The organism is Pseudomonas sp. WHRI 8519, from assembly GCF_040224055.2.
GTDB lineage: Bacteria > Pseudomonadota > Gammaproteobacteria > Pseudomonadales > Pseudomonadaceae > Aquipseudomonas > Aquipseudomonas putida_X.
Genome location: NZ_CP167996.1, coordinates 1504605 through 1522056, shown reverse-complemented (window position 1 = coordinate 1522056; position 17452 = coordinate 1504605). Strand labels below are relative to the sequence as shown.

The window sequence follows — 17452 nt, the reverse complement described above, 5'->3', positions numbered from 1 at the left end:
GGCTTCCTGGTTGAAACACCCTCGCGGTGCGTAAGCAATGCAGGGCATGGGACATAAGGGCTTGAGAAGGCATGTCTAACGCTCCTCTCACGGGCTGACGGCCCGATAGACTGCTAATGTTTCCTGCGCGCAGCGCTTCCATGAAAACGCTGTGGCGCGAAGCTGGCCGGCATTGGCCACCTTGCTGCGTAATGGCTCGTCATTCAGAAGCGCAGCCAGTTGCCCAGCCAACTGGTCAGCATTCCCACGTTCCACCAACAACGCACTACCTTGGCAAAACTCTGCCATGGACGTATCCGCGGTACATATCACCGGTACCCCGCACTGCATCGCCTCAAGCACCGGCAGGCCAAACCCTTCGTACAGCGATGGGTAGGAGAAAACCGCGGCACCAGCGTACAGCGTCGGCAGGTCATCGCCAGGGACAAAGGATAACTGACGCAGGCCATGAGTGACTGTCAATGTCTTGATACGTTCATTCAGCTCATGGTTATGCCACCCAGGCGCACCCGCCAAGACTAACGGATACTCTTCGCGTAACCCCTGCGGCAGCTGGCACCAGGCATCGATCAGGGTATCCACACCTTTGCGTGGCTCCAGGGTGCCGACAAACAACACATAACGACCGTGCTGCAAACCATGACGCTGCAGCGTTGCACTGGTCTGCTCGGGTGTCTGCGGGTAATAGCGCGCCGATGCACCGAGATAAACGGTTCGTACCTTGTCTGCACTGACGCCGAAATCACCAATCAGCTCATCGCGAATCAAATCCGAATCAGTGATCAGGAAATCAGCGCGTTTGAGGGTGTGCGGTAACTGCGCCGTCAGCCATTCGACACGTTTGCGTGGATGAAACTGCGGGTAGTGAAGGAACGATAAGTCATGAATCGTCGCGATGCTGGGGCCTGAGTGCGGTTTGAGGATGAAGTTGGGCTCGTGGTAAAGGTAATGTCGGCGCTCACCGGCATGATAGCGGCGCCTGGCATCGACCAAGGCTTCACGGGCTCGATAAGTGAACGTCCAGCGCTTCAACACCTCTCGCAATTGCAACGTCATCTGCTGGCCAGCACCTGGTTTAACGTCACCGTCATCTTTCTGCGAGTAGCGGGCACTGGCCTCGATGCAATTGGCCAGCGCCTGCTCGGCGCTGTAAAAACGTGCACCCAGGAAGCAATCGATAACCTCGATATCCTCAAGCAGCAGCTGCTCAAGCAAATTGAACGTGTAATTACCAATTCCGGTAAGTGGCGGTAAAAGCGATTGGGTGTTGAACAGGAGCTTCATCGAGTCGGAGTTACCTGGCTGCGCGGGTCGGCGCGCACGTTTTCGAGAGTGCCGTCAGAGCGCTGAAGTGCTCTGACGGGGGTGACCGCCGACAAATGCCGGCTACAGGCTGATCAGTACGAAATCAGCCTGTGATCAACCCGGCAATTTCCGCCACGCGCTTATCCACCAGCGCGGTATCGCCACGAGATTCCACATTCAGGCGCAGCAGCGGCTCAGTGTTAGAGCCCCGCAAGCTGAAACGCCAATCGGCGAATTCGACACTGATGCCGTCGGTACGGTCCACGTTCGGCTTGTGCGGCAGGTAGAACGCCAGGATCTTTTCGATGGAGCCCTTGACATCGGCCACTTCGTAGTTGATCTCGCCACTGCACGGGAATGCAGCAATACGCTCGTCCACCAGTTGGGCCAGGCTCTTGCCAGTGACGCTCATCAGCTCGGCAACCAGCAGCCATGGGATATTGCCGCTGTCGCAGTAGGCGAAATCGCGGAAATAGTGGTGCGCGCTCATCTCGCCGCCATACACGGCGTCTTCGGCACGCATGCGCTCCTTGACGAAGGCATGGCCGGTCTTGCTCTGGATGGCGATGCCGCCCGCCGCTTCGACTTGCTCGATGGTGTTCCAGGTCAGGCGCGGGTCGTGGATGATCTTGCTGCCGGGGTGCTTGGCCAGCAGCATTTCAGCCAGCAGGCCGACAACATAGTAGCCCTCGATGAAACGGCCCTGGTTGTCGAAGAAGAAGCAGCGGTCGAAGTCGCCGTCGAAAGCGATACCCATATCGGCGCCGGTGTCGAGCACGGCCTGACGGGTCAGCTCGCGGTTTTCTGGCAGCAGTGGGTTGGGAATGCCATTGGGGAAGTTGCCATCCGGCTCACCGTTGATGATGGTGATGTCCAGCGGCAGGCGGGCTTTGAGCAGCTCCAGTACCGGGCCAACGGCGCCATTGCCCGGGTCGGCCAGCACCTTGAGCGGCTTGAGGGCCGACAGGTTGACGTAGGTCAGCAGGTGGTCGATGTAAGCGGTCTTGTCGAACGCTTCGCGCACGCTGCCAGGTGTGGCGGCCAGGGAGCCGAGGTCGCCGGCTTCCACACGCTGGCGGATGTCGTTCAGACCGGTGTCGCCGCTGATCGGGCGCGACTGCTCGCGCACCAGTTTCATGCCGTTGTAACCCTTGGGGTTGTGGCTGGCGGTGACCATGATGCCGCCATCAGCCTGGTAATGGCTGGTGGCGAAGTAGACTTCTTCGGTCCCGCACAGGCCGATGTCGATCACGTCGGCGCCGCCTTCAGTCAGGCCCTTCATCAGGGCACGGGACAGGCCGGGGCTTTCCAGGCGCATGTCGCGGCCGACCACGTAGCTGCGCCCGCCCAGCTGTGCCACCAGGGCGCGGCCAATGCGGTAGGCAATGTCGTCGTTGAGGTCGGTCGGCACTTGGCCGCGGATGTCATAGGCTTTGAAACAGCGGGTCTGGATAGGTGCGTACATACATCTCTCTCGATGCGGCGCCGCCTGGGCAGCCACCGTCTGGAAGGGGATGGTCGGCGATTGAATTGCCGCATGAAAATCGGCCCGTGGCCTCGGCGAGGCGCTCACGGGCCGACGGGAAGGCCTGATATCAGGCGTTGCAACGACCGTATTTGTCCTCGAAGCGGACGATGTCGTCTTCGCCGAGGTAGTCACCGCTTTGCACTTCGATCAGGACCAGGTCTATGACACCTGGGTTTTCCAAACGGTGCTTGTGGCCGGCACGAATGAAGGTGGACTCATTGGTGTTGAGCATCAGCTCCTGGTCATCGTTGACCACTACCGCCATGCCGCTGACCACGATCCAGTGTTCGCTGCGGTGATGGTGCATCTGCAGCGAAAGCGACGCCTTAGGCTTGACCACGATGCGCTTGATCTTGAAGCGCTCGCCGTCTTCGAGCGTGGTGTAGGTGCCCCACGGGCGATGCACGGTCTGGTGCAGCAAGTGGGCAGCGTGGCCGTCGCTTTTCAGGCGCTTGACGATGTGTTTGACGTCCTGGGCGTGGTCCTTGTGCGCAATCAGCAGCGCATCGGGGGTATCGACCACCAGCAGGTCCTGAACGCCGACCAGGGCAGCCAGGCGGTCTTCGGTGCTGACGTAGTTGTTGCTTGCGCCATAGGCCATCACTTCGCCTTCGAAGCGGTTGCCGTGCTCGTCCGGGGGGGTCAGTTCGCTGACCGCGTTCCACGAGCCGATGTCGCTCCAGCCGATGTCGCACGGAATGGTTGCGACCTTCTGCGAGCGCTCCATCAGGGCATAGTCGATGGAGATGTCGGGCACATTGGCAAAGCTGTCGGCATCCAGAGCCAGGCAGCTGTAGCCCTTGGAGGTTGAGCGGCGGGAGGCTTCGAGGGTTTGCGCAACAGCGTCGAGCACGTCCGGGGCGTGAGCCTTGAACTCCTCGATGACAGCACCGACCTGGAAGCAGAACATGCCCGCATTCCAGAAATAGTTGCCGGCCTTTACATAGGACTCTGCGGTTTTCAGGTCAGGCTTCTCAACGAAGCGCTCGACCTTCAGGCCACCTTCCAGCGAGCCACCAGCGGCCGCCTCGATGTAGCCGAAGCCGGTCTCCGGATACTGAGGTTTGATACCGAAGGTCACCAGCCAGCCTTGCGAAGAAAGGTTGATCGCCTTGGCTACCGCTTCGGCGAAGGCTTCTTCGTTCTGGATCAGGTGGTCGGCAGCCAGGACCAGCATGTGGGCCTGCGGCCCATGACTCTGGTGCAACTGCAACGCTGCGGCAGCTACCGCAGCAGCAGTATTGCGGCCGAAAGGCTCAAGGATATAGCCTTGTGCAAGGGCTTGGGTATTGATGGTCCGGTATTCGTCTTCAGTTTTGAACAGCAGTTCACGATTGGTAACGGTGAGCACTTCAACCACGCCGTCTAGACGGGCGGCACGCAGAAAAGTCTTCTGAATAAGATTTTGCCCGTCGGGCAGCGTCATGAACGGCTTGGGGTGAGCCTCACGGGATACTGGCCACAGACGGCTGCCAACGCCACCGGATAAAATTACCGGGATCAATTCCATATTCGAGTCCTTAACGGCCACTTGAAGTTGTCAACCTCAGGCAACCTGCATGTGTCTTATTTCTGACCGCCGTCACGAATGAGCGCAACGGCGCTAAAATGTACGCCTAGCGTGTTAATTTCCTGGCCATCCATAGGCTCAAGACGCAAGCATTGGCCTGTAGAATACCAGAGATTTTTCTTTGTAGCTCCCCTTGGATCTTACGGGCCATCGGCTCTCGGAGCACATTGCCAGCACCTGCAAAGGCAAAGAAACACGCTGCGCTGCGGCATGAGACAACACATCCCGTCAATGTTTCGTGAAGGCTCGTTCATTCGGGGATAACCATATCGGGACAATGTATAAGGTTACTGAAATGGCGCTTTAATGCATAAGCCAGTGCATTTTTTGCGCGACTTTCTCCATGTACTAATACAATTCTTTGTGGGGCATCAGGTATGCCGGCAGCATATTGAATCAAACCTGCCTGATCCGCATGCCCTGAATACCCCCCAAGACTGAATACTTTTGCTCTGATATCGTACATGCTCCCATCCAGATCAACCTGAACAAACCCTTCAGCCCCTTCAGTGGCTTGCAATACCGCCCCAGGCGTACCCTTGGCCTGATACCCCACAAACACCACCTCATGCCGCGGATCACCGAGCATCGCCTTGAGGTAGTTGACGATCCGCCCACCAGAACACATACCATTCCCTGCAATGACAATGGCTGGCCGCCCTGTGCTCTTGAGGTAGTTGACCACCTGCTGATGCTTGGCATGGGTATCGACACACAGCAGCTGACCGAAGCCGAGGGGGTCCCTGCCCTCCCCGAGCCGCTGCCTGGCTTCGGCATTCCAGTATGCGTGCAACTCCGAATAGGCCTTGGTTATGCGCTGTGCCAGTGGCGAATCGAGAATGATCGGTAAGCGGGACCAGTTCACCCCCAGCTCTGGCACACCCGCCTCGCTCACCTTGCTTTCATTGAGCAGGGAGTTGCGATGGAGGATGTCTTCGATCTCGTAAAGCAGCTCTTGGGTGCGCCCCAGGCTGAATGCGGGGATGAGGATGGTGCCGTTGTCCGCCAGCGCGCGGTCGATAACCGCCTCCAGCCGCTGCTGCCTGGCGTCGCGGGGCGCATGCAACCTGTCGCCATAGGTGCTCTCCAGCACAAGCACGTCAGCGCGCTCTGGCGGTTGAACGGCGCGCAACAACGGATTGCAAGGGGCACCAAGGTCACCCGAGAACACCACCCGCGTGCTGGGCTCTACCCCGGGATAACGCACATCACATTCAACATACGCTGAACCGAGCAGGTGCCCAGCACGCTGAAGGCGCACGGAACAGGTCACGCCCTGGCCTTCGACCACGGGGTGCCACTGCTCGAAAGGCAAAGCAACCACAAGCCGCTGCAACAGGGCGAGGTAGCGGTCCACTTGAACCGGGTCCGAGCTGATACCGAGCTTGTAGGCATCCTCGAGCACCAGGGGCAGCAGCTTGGCCGAGGGTTCACTGCACAGGATTGGGCCGCGAAAGCCTGCGGCCAGCAAGGCGGGGATACGACCGACATGGTCGAGATGGACATGGGTGATGATCAGCGCCTGGATACCGCCGATATCAAAACCGATTGGTGCCAGTTCGGAGCCTGGTGCAGCATCTGCGCCTTGCTCTAAACCACAATCGACCAGGAGGCTTTGCGTTTGATCAAGGTGAAGCTGGTGACAAGAACCTGTTACACCGCGGGTGCCACCATGATGGGAAAGGGAAGGATATTCCATGCTGCACGCTCGCCTGGTCCGAGAAAATGAAGCAGCTATTACTTCATTTCTAAAGGCCCGCGCACAGGTGATGAAATCCTAGATAAGAGTAGGAATTTTCCTCACTTCCCTTCCAGCGCTGCCTGTCGGGCCGAGGCGCGAATCTTGCGCTTGCTGCGCTGTACGCCGTAGGCACCCAACAGGGGGCCAACTGCAAGGCCCACTACCAGGGCGGCCAGCACCGGTACCGCAACCGGCAACTCGGGCGCCGACCAACCGAACAGCACGAGTGCCACGGTTTGCTGGTTTTCCAGCACGAAGAACAACACCACCGCCGCCAATAGCAGTACGAACAACGCCGCCAAGGCGCGCTTGAGGTTACGCATCAAACTGGCTCCTTCATCAGTCAGGGGTGCTCGTGCTCTTCTTCATTGACGCGATCACGCAGCTCTTTGCCGGGTTTGAAGTGCGGAACGAACTTGCCTTCCAGTTCGACCGACTGGCCGGTCTTGGGGTTGCGCCCTACGCGTGGCGCGCGATAGTGCAGGGAGAAGCTGCCAAAACCGCGGATCTCGATACGATCTCCGGTGGCCAGGCATTGGGACATCTGTTCAAGCATGGTCTTGATGGCCAGCTCCACATCCTTGGACGAGAGTAGCCCTTGATGGGTGACAATACGTTCGATCAGCTCCGACTTCGTCATATTTTTCCCTTCGTTATCAAGCAGCTAGATCATTGCTTAATCAGGTTGTAGCACGCTCGGAAGGATTTGAACAGGGTGGTTCTTGACTTAATAAAAAAATTCAAGATTGGAGTGTTCGGAAATAAGGCTGGGGGAGCTTTGTGGGGGAGCGCGGCGGGCCGGGATCTACAGGGGATGGCGTTAGGCTGGTGGGATTTCGGGGTTGGAATGGGCGGGCCGGAGGGTAGGCTTTTTATGCTGGGCATACAGAGCTTGGTTGTGCATTGGGCGATGCTTTGCGCGGCGGTGTCGACGTGGTCGGGCCTGCTTTGCAGGGCACTGCCGGCAAGCTGAGCTCTACCGGAGTAGCGTTGGGGTGGGGAATTTTGGGTATAAAAAAAGGTGGCCCGAAGGCCACCTTTTTTCACACCGATCAAACAGAACTTAGTTCTGCTTGGCCATTGCTTCGCGCAGCAGCGCAGCCATGGTGGTATCGGCAGCCGCTTCCGGAGCGTTTTTCAGGCTCTGGATGGCTTCACGCTCTTCAGCGTCGTCTTTCGACTTGATCGACAGGCTGATGACGCGCGATTTGCGGTCAACGCTGATGATCTTGGCTTCGATCTCTTCGCCTTCCTTCAGAACGTTACGCGCGTCTTCAACGCGGTCACGGCTGATTTCGGAAGCTTTCAGAGTGGCTTCGATGTCGTCGGCCAGGGTGACGATGGCGCCTTTGGCGTCAACTTCTTTCACGATGCCCTTGACGATAGCGCCCTTGTCGTTGACAGCAACGAAGTTGGAGAACGGATCGTCTTCCAGCTGCTTGATGCCCAGGGAGATGCGCTCGCGCTCTGGATCAACCGACAGGATGACGGTTTCCAGCTCGTCGCCCTTCTTGAAACGACGTACGGCTTCTTCGCCGGTTTCGTTCCAGGAGATGTCGGACAGGTGAACCAGGCCGTCGATGCCGCCGTCCAGGCCGATGAAGATACCGAAGTCGGTGATCGACTTGATGGTACCGGTGATCTTGTCACCCTTGTTGAACTGGCCGGAGAAGTCTTCCCATGGGTTGGACTTGCACTGCTTGATGCCCAGGGAGATACGACGACGCTCTTCGTCGATGTCCAGAACCATGACTTCCACTTCGTCGCCAACCTGAACGACTTTCGACGGGTGGATGTTCTTGTTGGTCCAGTCCATTTCGGAAACGTGTACCAGACCTTCAACGCCTTCTTCCAGCTCAGCGAAGCAGCCGTAGTCGGTCAGGTTGGTAACGCGAGCCTGTACGCGGGTACCTTCTGGGTAGCGCGCAGTGATAGCAACCCACGGATCTTCGCCCATCTGCTTCAGACCCAGCGAAACGCGGTTACGCTCACGGTCGAACTTCAGAACGCGTACGTCGACTTCGTCGCCAACGTTAACGATTTCCGATGGGTGCTTGATGCGCTTCCAAGCCATGTCGGTGATGTGCAGCAGGCCGTCGATGCCGCCCAGGTCCACGAATGCGCCGTAGTCGGTGAGGTTCTTGACGATACCTTTGACTTGCTGGCCTTCCTGCAGGGTTTCCAGCAGGGCTTCGCGCTCGGCGGAGTTCTCGGCTTCCAGCACGCTGCGACGGGAAACGACAACGTTGTTGCGCTTCTGGTCCAGCTTGATGACCTTGAATTCCAGCTCTTTGCCTTCCAGGTGGGTGGTGTCGCGCACAGGGCGGACATCAACCAGGGAGCCCGGCAGGAACGCACGGATGCCGTTAACGTCGACAGTGAAGCCGCCCTTAACCTTACCGTTGATAACGCCCTTGACCACTTCTTCGGCGGCGAAAGCTGCTTCCAGAACAATCCAGCACTCGGCGCGCTTGGCTTTTTCACGGGACAGTTTGGTTTCGCCAAAGCCGTCTTCGACCGCGTCCAGCGCAACGTGAACTTCGTCACCGACCTTGATGGTCAGCTCGCCAGCTTCGTTGTAGAACTGCTCGAGCGGGATGACGCCCTCGGACTTCAGGCCAGCGTGTACGGTAACCCAGTCGCCGTCGATGTCGACAACGATACCGGAGATGATCGCACCCGGCTGAAGATTGAGGGTTTTCAGGCTTTCTTCAAAGAGTTCTGCAAAGCTTTCGCTCATTTTAATTCCTGTAGATTCGGGCGAAACAGACGCCCATCGCCACACTCCAGACAATGTGGGTTTCGTTAAGTAAAGGAAAACGGGCAGGACGTTGACTGGTGCCCCTGCCTGCTTTCCTGACGATCAGACCAAGTCGCGCTGGGCGAGCTCGCTCCTGATACGGTGCAGCACCTGCTCGATGGACAGCTCCGTGGAATCCAGCTGTATGGCATCGGCCGCCGGCTTGAGCGGGGCCACTGCGCGCTGGGTGTCGCGCTCATCGCGCGCACGAATCTCATCTAGCAGACTCGACAGACTAACATCTTCGCCTTTGCCCTTCAACTGCAGGTAGCGGCGGCGGGCACGTTCCTCGGCACTGGCGGTCAAAAACACCTTCAGTGGCGCGTCCGGGAACACCACGGTACCCATGTCGCGGCCATCGGCGATCAGGCCCGGCGCTTCGCGGAAAGCGCGCTGGCGCTGCAGCAGCGCTTCACGCACTGCCGGTAGGGAGGCGACCATCGACGCCCCGGCACCCACCGTCTCGGTGCGGATGACATTGCTGACGTCCTCACCTTCGAGAATGATTTTTTGCAGCTTACCCGGCTCGGCGGCGATGAATTGCACATCCAGATGGGCGGCCAGTTTTTTGAGCAGCTCTTCGTTGGTCAGGTCGACACCGTGGTTGCTGGCGTTGAACGCCAGCAGACGGTAAAGCGCGCCGGAATCCAGCAGCCGCCAGCCCAGTTCGCGCGCCAACAGGCCCGCGACCGTACCCTTGCCCGAGCCGCTCGGGCCATCGATGGTGATGACCGCCGCTTGGGAATTCACGACTTGCCCTCTTCTGCCACGCGAATACCCACTTCGGCGCACAGCGCGAGGAAGTTAGGGAACGAGGTGGCGACGTTGGCGCAATCATGGATGCGGATGGGTGCGCTGGCGCGCAGCGAGGCAACGCTGAAGGCCATGGCGATGCGGTGGTCGCCGTGGCCATGCACTTCGCCACCGCCAATCTGGCCACCGTCGATGATGATGCCGTCGGGGGTCGGCTCGCACTTCACGCCCAGGGCGATCAGGCCGTCGGCCATCACCTGGATGCGGTCAGACTCCTTCACCCGCAGCTCTTCGGCGCCACGCAGCACGGTGCGCCCTTCGGCGCAGGCGGCGGCCACGAACAGCACCGGGAATTCGTCGATGGCCAGCGGCACCAGGTGCTCAGGGATATCGATACCCTTGAGCTTGGCACCGCGCACCCGCAGGTCGGCCACCGGCTCACCGCCGACTTCGCGCTGGTTTTCCAGGGTGATGTCGCCGCCCATCAGGCGCAGGATGTCGATGACACCGGTGCGGGTCGGGTTGATGCCGACATGTTCGAGCACAAGCTCCGAGCCTTCGGCGATGGAGGCTGCCACCAGGAAGAACGCGGCCGACGAGATGTCTGCTGGCACTTCGATGCGGGTGGCAGTGAGTTTGCCGCCGGACTGCAGCGAAGCTACCGGGCCGTTGGACTCTACCGCATAGCCGAAGCCGCGCAGCATGCGCTCGGTGTGGTCACGGGTGGGCGCAGGCTCGGTAACGGTGGTTTTGCCCTCGGCGTAGAGGCCAGCCAGCAGCAAGCAGGATTTGACCTGGGCACTGGCCATCGGCAGCGTGTAGGTCAGCGCTTTGAGCGCGTGGCCACCGCGGATGGTCAGCGGTGGGCGGCCGTCCGGGCCGGTCTCAACCACAGCACCCATTTCACGCAGCGGGTTGGCCACGCGGTTCATCGGGCGCTTGGACAGCGACGCGTCGCCGGTCATGGTCAGGTCGAACGACTGGCCGGCCAGCAGGCCCGAGAGCAGGCGCATGGAGGTGCCGGAGTTGCCCACGTAGATCGGGCCGGGCGGTGGCTTGAGGCCATGCAGGCCCACGCCGTGAATGGTGACGCGGCCGTGGTTCGGGCCTTCGATGACCACCCCCATGTCACGGAAAGCCTGAAGGGTCGCCAGGGCGTCCTCACCTTCGAGGAAGCCTTCGACTTCGGTCGTGCCTTCGGCCAGGGAGCCGAGCATGATCGAACGGTGGGAAATCGACTTGTCGCCCGGTACGCGGATTCGCCCGGTCAGGCGGCCACCCGGTTGGGCCAGGAAAATCAGATCGTTGGCGTTCATAGCGTCCACATAGGCCCGGCGGGCCAAGATTTTACTGAAATGCTCGCGGGCAACCCGAGCGCGGGTGAATACACCCAGCAACTGGTGCCCGTCCCCTGCATCGACCGCGTCGCGCAAGGCGTCGAGGTCGCTGCGAAAAGTGTCCAGGGTGCGTAAGACAGCCTCGCGGTTGGCGAGGAATATGTCATGCCACATGGTCGGATCGCTGCCGGCGATTCTGGTGAAATCGCGGAAACCACCGGCAGCGTACCGGAAGATCTCAAGGTTTTCATTGCGCTTGGCCAACGAATCGACCAGGCCGAACGCCAGCAGGTGTGGCAAGTGGCTGGTGGCGGCCAGCACTTCGTCGTGGCGCTCGACCGGCATGTGCTCCACGTCGGCATCCAGCGCACGCCACAGGCGGTCGACCAGGGCCAGGGCGGCGGGGTCGGTTTCGGGCAGGGGCGTGAGGATGACCTTGTGGCGGCGGAACAGGGTGGCGTTGGAGGCCTCCACCCCGCTTTGTTCGGAGCCGGCGATGGGGTGGCCGGGCACGAAGTGGCGCAGGCGCTCGCCGAACACTTCACGCGCAGCACGCACCACGTTGCCTTTGGCGCTGCCGACGTCGGTGATGACGGCGTTGCCCAGCTCCAGTTGTGCCAGGCGGGCGAGGAGCTTTTCCATGGCCAGGATCGGCACCGCCAGCTGGATGACGTCGGCACCGACACAGGCGGCGGCGAGGTCTTCTTCGCAGCGGTCGACCACACCCAGGGCCACAGCCTGCTTGCGTGATGGGGCGTCCAGGTCGACGCCGACCACTTCGCGGCACAGGCCGCTTTCACGCAGGCCTTTGGCGAAGGAGCCGCCGATCAGACCCAGGCCTACCACGACGAGGCGGCCGATGAGTGGTGCGGGTTTGTTGTTTGCTGCAATTACCACTGGTGCGAACCCTGTTCAGAAATCAGGACAGTCTGTGAGACCGCAGGGGGCTGCTGTGCAGCCCATCGCCGGCAAGCCGGCTCCCACAGGTACGGCGCAAGTTTTACGGTTTGAGCTGTGCCTGAGGGATGCTTTGCTGGCAATCGCCGGCAAGCTGGGCCCTACAGGTACGGCGCAAGTTTTACGGTTTGGGCTGTGCCTGAGGGCTGCTTTGCTGGCCATCGCCGGCAAGCTGGGCCCTACAGGTACGGCGCGAATTTTGGGCCTGCGCTGTACCGGTGGGAGCCGGCTTGCCGGCGATGGGCCGTATCACGGCCCCGGCGAGCTTGGATCAAAGCACCGCCTTTGGATACGAACCCAACACCTTCAGCGCCACAGCCTCTTGGCTGATCTTCTCCAACACCGCCTTGATCAGCGGGTCGCGGTGGTGGCCAACGAAGTCGATGAAGAACACATAGGTCCACTTGCCACTGCGCGACGGGCGGGTCTCGATGCGGGTCAGGTCGATGCCATTGTCATGGAACGGCACCAGCAGCTCGTGCAAGGCACCTGGCTTGTTGCTCATCGAAACGATGATCGACGTCTTGTCGTCGCCAGTCGGCGGCACTTCCTGGTTGCCGATCATCAAGAAGCGCGTGGAGTTGTCCGGGCGGTCTTCGATCTTCTCGGCCAGGCGGGTCAACCCGTACAGGTTGGCCGCCATATCGCCGGCGATCGCCGCCGAATTCCACTCGCCCTTGACCCGCTTCGCCGCCTCGGCATTGCTCGACACCGCCACGCGCTCCACATTCGGGTAGTGCGCGTCCAGCCATTTGCGGCACTGGGCCAACGACTGGGCATGGGAGTAGATGCGGGTGATGCTGTCGGTCTTGGTGCTTTCGCCCACCAGCAGGTGATGGTGGATGCGCAGCTCCACTTCGCCGCAGATCACCATGTCGTGCTCAAGGAAGCTGTCCAGGGTGTGGCTGACCGCACCCTCCGTGGAGTTTTCCACCGGCACCACGCCGAAATTGACGGCGCCGGCAGCCACTTCACGGAACACTTCGTCGATGGCAGCCATCGGCCGGCTGATCACTGCGTGGCCGAAGTGCTTCATCGCCGCAGCCTGGGTGAAGGTGCCTTCAGGCCCCAGGTAGGCGATTTTCAGCGGTTCTTCCAGGGCCAGGCAGGACGACATGATCTCGCGGAACAACCGCGCCATCTCTTCGTTGCCCAGCGGCCCCTTGTTGCGCTCCATCACACGCTTGAGCACGGCAGCTTCACGCTCAGGGCGGTAGAACACCGGCTGCTCGCCCTCGGCCAGCGAGGCGGTCTTGACCTTGGCCACTTCCTGGGCGCAACGGGCGCGGTCGCTGATCAGCTCGAGGATTTTCTCGTCAAGGCTGTCGATGCGTACGCGCAGCGCCTTGAGCTCATGTTCGGACATCAGCCGTGCTCCTTCTCGAATTCGGCCATGTAGGCCACCAGCGCCTCGACAGCGTCCAGGCCCAGGGCGTTGTAGATGGAAGCGCGCATGCCGCCCACCGAGCGGTGGCCCTTGAGGTTGAGCAGGCCACGGGCGTCGGCGCCTGCCAGGAAGGCCTTGTCCAGGCGCTCATCGGCCAGGCGGAACGGCACGTTCATCCACGAACGGGCGTTGTGGCTGATCGGGTTGGTGTAGAACTCGCTGGCGTCGATGAACCCGTACAGGCGGTCTTTCTTGGCGCGGTTGCGTTGCTCCATGGCGTCGACGCCACCCTGCTCCTTGAGCCACTCGAAAACCAGGCCCGAGAGGTACCAGGAATAGGTGGCCGGGGTGTTGTACATCGAACCGTTGTCGGCCGAGACCTTGTAGTCGAGCATGGTCGGGCAGCTGCTGCGGGCGTGGCCCAGCAGGTCTTCACGGACGATCACCACCACCAGGCCGCTCGGGCCGATGTTCTTTTGCGCGCCGGCGTAGATCAGGCCGTACTGCGACACGTCGATCGGGCGCGAGAGGATGTCGGAGGACATGTCCACCACCAGCGGGACGTCACCGGTTTGCGGTACCCAGTCGAACTGCAGGCCGCCGATGGTCTCGTTGGATGCGTAGTGAACATAGGCTGCGTTCTTGGTCAGCTGCCACTCGTTCTGCCCAGGGATGGCCAGGTAGTCGTAAGGCTTGGCGCTGGCGGCGACGTTGACGTTGCCGAAACGGCGCGCTTCTTCGATGGCCTTTTTCGACCAGATACCGGTTTCGACGTAGTCGGCAGTCCCGTTCTCCGGCAGCAGGTTCAGCGGGATCTCGGCGAACTGCTGGCTGGCGCCGCCCTGCAGGAACAGGACCTTGTAGTTGGAGGGGACGGACAGCAGGTCACGCAGGTCCTGCTCGGCCTTTTCGGCGATGGCCACGTAATCGTCGCTGCGATGGCTCATTTCCATCACCGACAAGCCCTTGCCACCCCAGTCCAGCATTTCGGCCTGGGCGCGCTGCAGGACAGCTTCAGGAAGCGCGGCAGGGCCTGCGCAGAAGTTAAAGGCTCGTTTGCTCACATCCACTCTCGCTCTGCCAAATAGAACAAAATCGTAACTTGCAGCCCTGGCCCTGCAGGGAGACCCGGTGGTATCGCGGCCGCTACGCCGCCTATCGCCGGCAAACCGCCCCCACAGGCCCGTAATCAGTCAAACGGGGCGACCTTGGTCGCCCCGTTCGGGTTGTTGCACTTGCTTACTCTTGCGGTGCCTCTTCGGCGCCAGCATTGTCATCGTCCGCCGCTTCCGGCGCCTCGACCTCAACGCCCTCCTCGTCCGTCCCGAGCAGTTCGTCGAGCTCTTCCTCGGAAGGCTCCTGGATTCGCTCCAGGCCTACCAGCGTTTCGTCTGCAGCCAGCTTGATCAGGGTCACGCCCTGGGTGTTCCGGCTGAGGCTGGATACCTCGCCAACCCGTGTACGCACCAAGGTGCCCTGGTCGGAGATCAGCATGATCTCTTCACCTTCCTGCACCTGGATAGCACCGATCAGCAGGCCGTTGCGCCCCTTGGTACCCATGGCGATCACGCCCTGGCCACCACGCCCGCGGCGCGGGAACTTGGACAGCGGGGTACGCTTGCCGAAGCCACGCTCGGATGCAGTGAGGATCTGCGCGCCAGACTCCGGGATCAGCATCGAGATGATCTGCTGGCCCTTGCCCAGCTTCATGCCGCGCACACCACGGGCGGTACGGCCCATTTCGCGCACCACGCTCTCGGCGAAGCGGATCACCTTGCCGGCGTCGGAGAACATCATGACTTCCTTGGCGCCATCGGTGATGGCCGCGGCAATCAGGGTGTCACCTTCTTTGAGCTTCAAGGCGATCAGGCCATTGGAGCGCGGGCGGGCGAACTGCACCAGCGGGGTTTTCTTGACGGTACCGGAAGCGGTGGCCATGAAGATGTACGCGCCGGTCGGCTCAGCCACCCACTCAGGCGTGTCGCCGTCTTCTTCGTCGACTTCTTCAACCTCGACCACTTCACCTTCGATCACGCCCTCGTCGCCGTCCTCCAGCTCTTCGTCCGGGTCGGCGCTCTGCTGCAGGGCCTCGAGGTCGATCTGCAGCATGGCGGTGATGCGCTCACCCTCCTCCAGCGGCAGCAGGTTGACCAGCGGGCGGCCACGCGCAGCGCGGGATGCCTCAGGGATCTCGTAGGTCTTCTTCCAGTACACCTTGCCCTTGCTGGAGAACAGCAGCAGGGTGGCGTGGCTGTTGGCGACCAACAGGTGTTCGATGTAGTCCTCGTCCTTCACGCCGGTCGCCGACTTGCCTTTACCGCCACGGCGCTGGGCCTGGTAGGCGGACAACGGCTGGGTCTTGGCATAGCCACCGTGGGAGATGGTCACCACGCGCTCTTCTTCCGGGATCATGTCGCCGTAGTTGAGGTCGTGGCTGGCGTTGAGGATTTCGGTGCGGCGCGCATCGCCGTATTCGGCGCGGATCGCTTCGAGTTCTTCGCGGATCACTTCCATCAGGCGCTCGGCGCTGCTGAGGATGCGGATCAGTTCGCCGATCTGCTCGAGAATCTCCTGGTACTCGGCCAGCAGCTTCTCGTGCTCCAGGCCGGTCAGGCGGTGCAGGCGCAGGTCGAGGATCGCCTGGGCCTGTTCCGGCGACAGGTAATACTTGCCTTCGCGCAGGCCGTATTGTTCCGGCAGGTCTTCCGGGCGGCAGGAATCGGCGCCGGCGCGCTCGACCATGACCTGCACGGCGCTGGATTCCCAGGCAGTGGAAATCAGTGCTTCCTTGGCCTCGGACGGCGTCGGCGAAGCCTTGATCAGCGCGATGACCGGGTCGATGTTGGACAGCGCGACCGCCTGGCCTTCAAGGATGTGGCCACGTTCACGGGCCTTGCGCAGCTCGAACACGGTACGGCGCGTGACCACCTCACGGCGGTGGCGGACGAACGCTTCGAGCAGGTCCTTGAGGTTGAGCACACGTGGGCGGCCGTCGATCAGTGCCACCACGTTGATGCCGAACACGCTCTGCAGCTGGGTTTGCTGGTAGAGGTTGTTGAGCACCACCTCCGGCACCTCGCCGCGGCGCAGCTCGATGACGATGCGCATACCGTCCTTGTCGGACTCGTCGCGCAGCTCGGTGATGCCTTCGATCTTCTTCTCTTTGACCAGCTCGGCGATCTTTTCGATCAGACGCGCCTTGTTCAGCTGGTACGGCAGCTCGGTGACGACGATCTGCTGGCGGCCACCGACCTTGTCGATGTCTTCGATCTCGGAGCGCGCGCGCATGTAGATGCGGCCACGGCCGGTACGGTACGCCTCGATGATGCCCTGGCGGCCGTTGATGATGCCGGCAGTCGGGAAGTCGGGGCCGGGGATGAACTGCATCAGCTCGTCGACGGTGACTTCCGGGTTGTCGATCAGCGCCAGGCAGCCGTCGATGACTTCACCGAGGTTGTGCGGCGGAATGTTGGTCGCCATGCCCACGGCAATACCGCTGGAACCGTTGACCAGCAGGTTGGGGATGCGGGTAGGCATGACCGCCGGAATCTGCTCGGTGCCGTCGTAGTTGGGCACCCAGTCGACGGTTTCTTTGTGCAGGTCGGCCAGCAGCTCGTGGGCCAGCTTGGCCATGCGCACTTCGGTGTATCGCATCGCCGCGGCGTTGTCGCCGTCGACCGAACCGAAGTTGCCCTGGCCGTCGACCAGCAGGTAGCGCAGCGAGAAGGGCTGGGCCATACGCACGATGGTGTCGTAGACCGCAGTGTCGCCGTGCGGGTGGTACTTACCGATCACGTCACCGACCACGCGGGCGGATTTCTTGTACGGCTTGTTCCAGTCGTTGCCCAGTTCGCTCATCGCATAGAGAACGCGACGATGCACGGGCTTCAAGCCGTCACGTGCATCGGGCAGCGCTCGCCCGACAATCACGCTCATCGCGTAGTCGAGGTAAGACTGTCTCAGTTCGTCTTCGATATTGACCGGGAGGATTTCTTTGGCCAGTTCGCCCATGAGAAGCCTGATTCCTTTTTCTGGTGAAACTTCGCAGCTCCATCAAGGGCCGAACGAAGCTCG

12 protein-coding genes are annotated in these 17452 nt (G+C 61.1%); all 12 read right to left on the bottom strand.

The window, feature by feature from the left end; translation table 11 throughout:
- Positions 1–87: 87 nt before the first annotated feature.
- Positions 88–1284, bottom strand: coding sequence for a glycosyltransferase family 1 protein (locus ABRP30_RS06905; RefSeq protein ID WP_241802914.1), 1197 nt, complete (start codon positions 1282–1284; stop codon positions 88–90).
- Positions 1285–1408: 124 nt separating this feature from the next.
- Entirely contained in the window at positions 1409–2770 is a 1362-nt protein-coding gene (locus tag ABRP30_RS06900; protein WP_349976059.1) for a phosphomannomutase, read from the bottom strand.
- Between the two features lie 130 nt (positions 2771–2900).
- Complete coding sequence (locus ABRP30_RS06895; protein WP_267821874.1) at positions 2901–4343, bottom strand: mannose-1-phosphate guanylyltransferase/mannose-6-phosphate isomerase; 1443 nt, start codon at positions 4341–4343, stop codon at positions 2901–2903.
- Between the two features lie 310 nt (positions 4344–4653).
- Positions 4654–6102: an MBL fold metallo-hydrolase RNA specificity domain-containing protein gene (locus ABRP30_RS06890; RefSeq protein WP_267821872.1), complete on the bottom strand. Its 1449-nt coding sequence runs from the start codon at positions 6100–6102 to the stop codon at positions 4654–4656.
- Between the two features lie 101 nt (positions 6103–6203).
- Positions 6204–6467 (bottom strand): lipopolysaccharide assembly protein LapA domain-containing protein, encoded by a 264-nt coding sequence (locus ABRP30_RS06885; protein ID WP_241802910.1) that lies wholly within the window; start codon positions 6465–6467, stop codon positions 6204–6206.
- Positions 6468–6487: 20 nt separating this feature from the next.
- A complete protein-coding gene (ihfB, locus tag ABRP30_RS06880; protein ID WP_012313292.1) occupies positions 6488–6784 on the bottom strand; it encodes an integration host factor subunit beta in 297 nt (98 codons plus the stop codon).
- Between the two features lie 423 nt (positions 6785–7207).
- The gene (gene rpsA / locus ABRP30_RS06875; RefSeq protein WP_012313291.1) at positions 7208–8884 is read right to left on the bottom strand and encodes a 30S ribosomal protein S1; all 1677 of its coding nucleotides are present in this window, start codon (positions 8882–8884) and stop codon (positions 7208–7210) included.
- A gap of 123 nt (positions 8885–9007) precedes the next feature.
- Complete coding sequence (gene cmk, locus ABRP30_RS06870; protein WP_349976058.1) at positions 9008–9694, bottom strand: (d)CMP kinase; 687 nt, start codon at positions 9692–9694, stop codon at positions 9008–9010.
- Complete coding sequence (locus ABRP30_RS06865; protein WP_349976057.1) at positions 9691–11931, bottom strand: bifunctional prephenate dehydrogenase/3-phosphoshikimate 1-carboxyvinyltransferase; 2241 nt, start codon at positions 11929–11931, stop codon at positions 9691–9693. Before ABRP30_RS06865 ends, cmk begins: the two co-directional genes overlap by 4 nt.
- 331 nt (positions 11932–12262) lie before the next feature.
- A complete protein-coding gene (pheA, locus tag ABRP30_RS06860) occupies positions 12263–13357 on the bottom strand; it encodes a prephenate dehydratase (RefSeq protein ID WP_039604669.1) in 1095 nt (364 codons plus the stop codon).
- Entirely contained in the window at positions 13357–14442 is a 1086-nt protein-coding gene (gene serC, locus ABRP30_RS06855) for a 3-phosphoserine/phosphohydroxythreonine transaminase (RefSeq protein WP_241802904.1), read from the bottom strand. Before serC ends, pheA begins: the two co-directional genes overlap by 1 nt.
- Positions 14443–14617: 175 nt before the next feature.
- Entirely contained in the window at positions 14618–17389 is a 2772-nt protein-coding gene (gene gyrA / locus ABRP30_RS06850; RefSeq protein ID WP_241802903.1) for a DNA gyrase subunit A, read from the bottom strand.
- Positions 17390–17452 lie beyond the last annotated feature (63 nt).

Excerpts from the sequence above, each read along its gene's own strand:
- ABRP30_RS06905 (WP_241802914.1), bottom strand. The coding sequence starts at position 1,284 with ATGAAGCTCCTGTTCAACACCCAATCGCTTTTACCGCCACTTACCGGA.
- ABRP30_RS06900 (WP_349976059.1), bottom strand. The coding sequence starts at position 2,770 with ATGTACGCACCTATCCAGACCCGCTGTTTCAAAGCCTATGACATCCGC.
- ABRP30_RS06895 (WP_267821874.1), bottom strand. The coding sequence starts at position 4,343 with ATGGAATTGATCCCGGTAATTTTATCCGGTGGCGTTGGCAGCCGTCTG.
- ABRP30_RS06890 (WP_267821872.1), bottom strand. The coding sequence starts at position 6,102 with ATGGAATATCCTTCCCTTTCCCATCATGGTGGCACCCGCGGTGTAACA.
- ABRP30_RS06885 (WP_241802910.1), bottom strand. The coding sequence starts at position 6,467 with ATGCGTAACCTCAAGCGCGCCTTGGCGGCGTTGTTCGTACTGCTATTG.
- ihfB (WP_012313292.1), bottom strand. The coding sequence starts at position 6,784 with ATGACGAAGTCGGAGCTGATCGAACGTATTGTCACCCATCAAGGGCTA.
- rpsA (WP_012313291.1), bottom strand. The coding sequence starts at position 8,884 with ATGAGCGAAAGCTTTGCAGAACTCTTTGAAGAAAGCCTGAAAACCCTC.
- pheA (WP_039604669.1), bottom strand. The coding sequence starts at position 13,357 with ATGTCCGAACATGAGCTCAAGGCGCTGCGCGTACGCATCGACAGCCTT.
- gyrA (WP_241802903.1), bottom strand. The coding sequence starts at position 17,389 with ATGGGCGAACTGGCCAAAGAAATCCTCCCGGTCAATATCGAAGACGAA.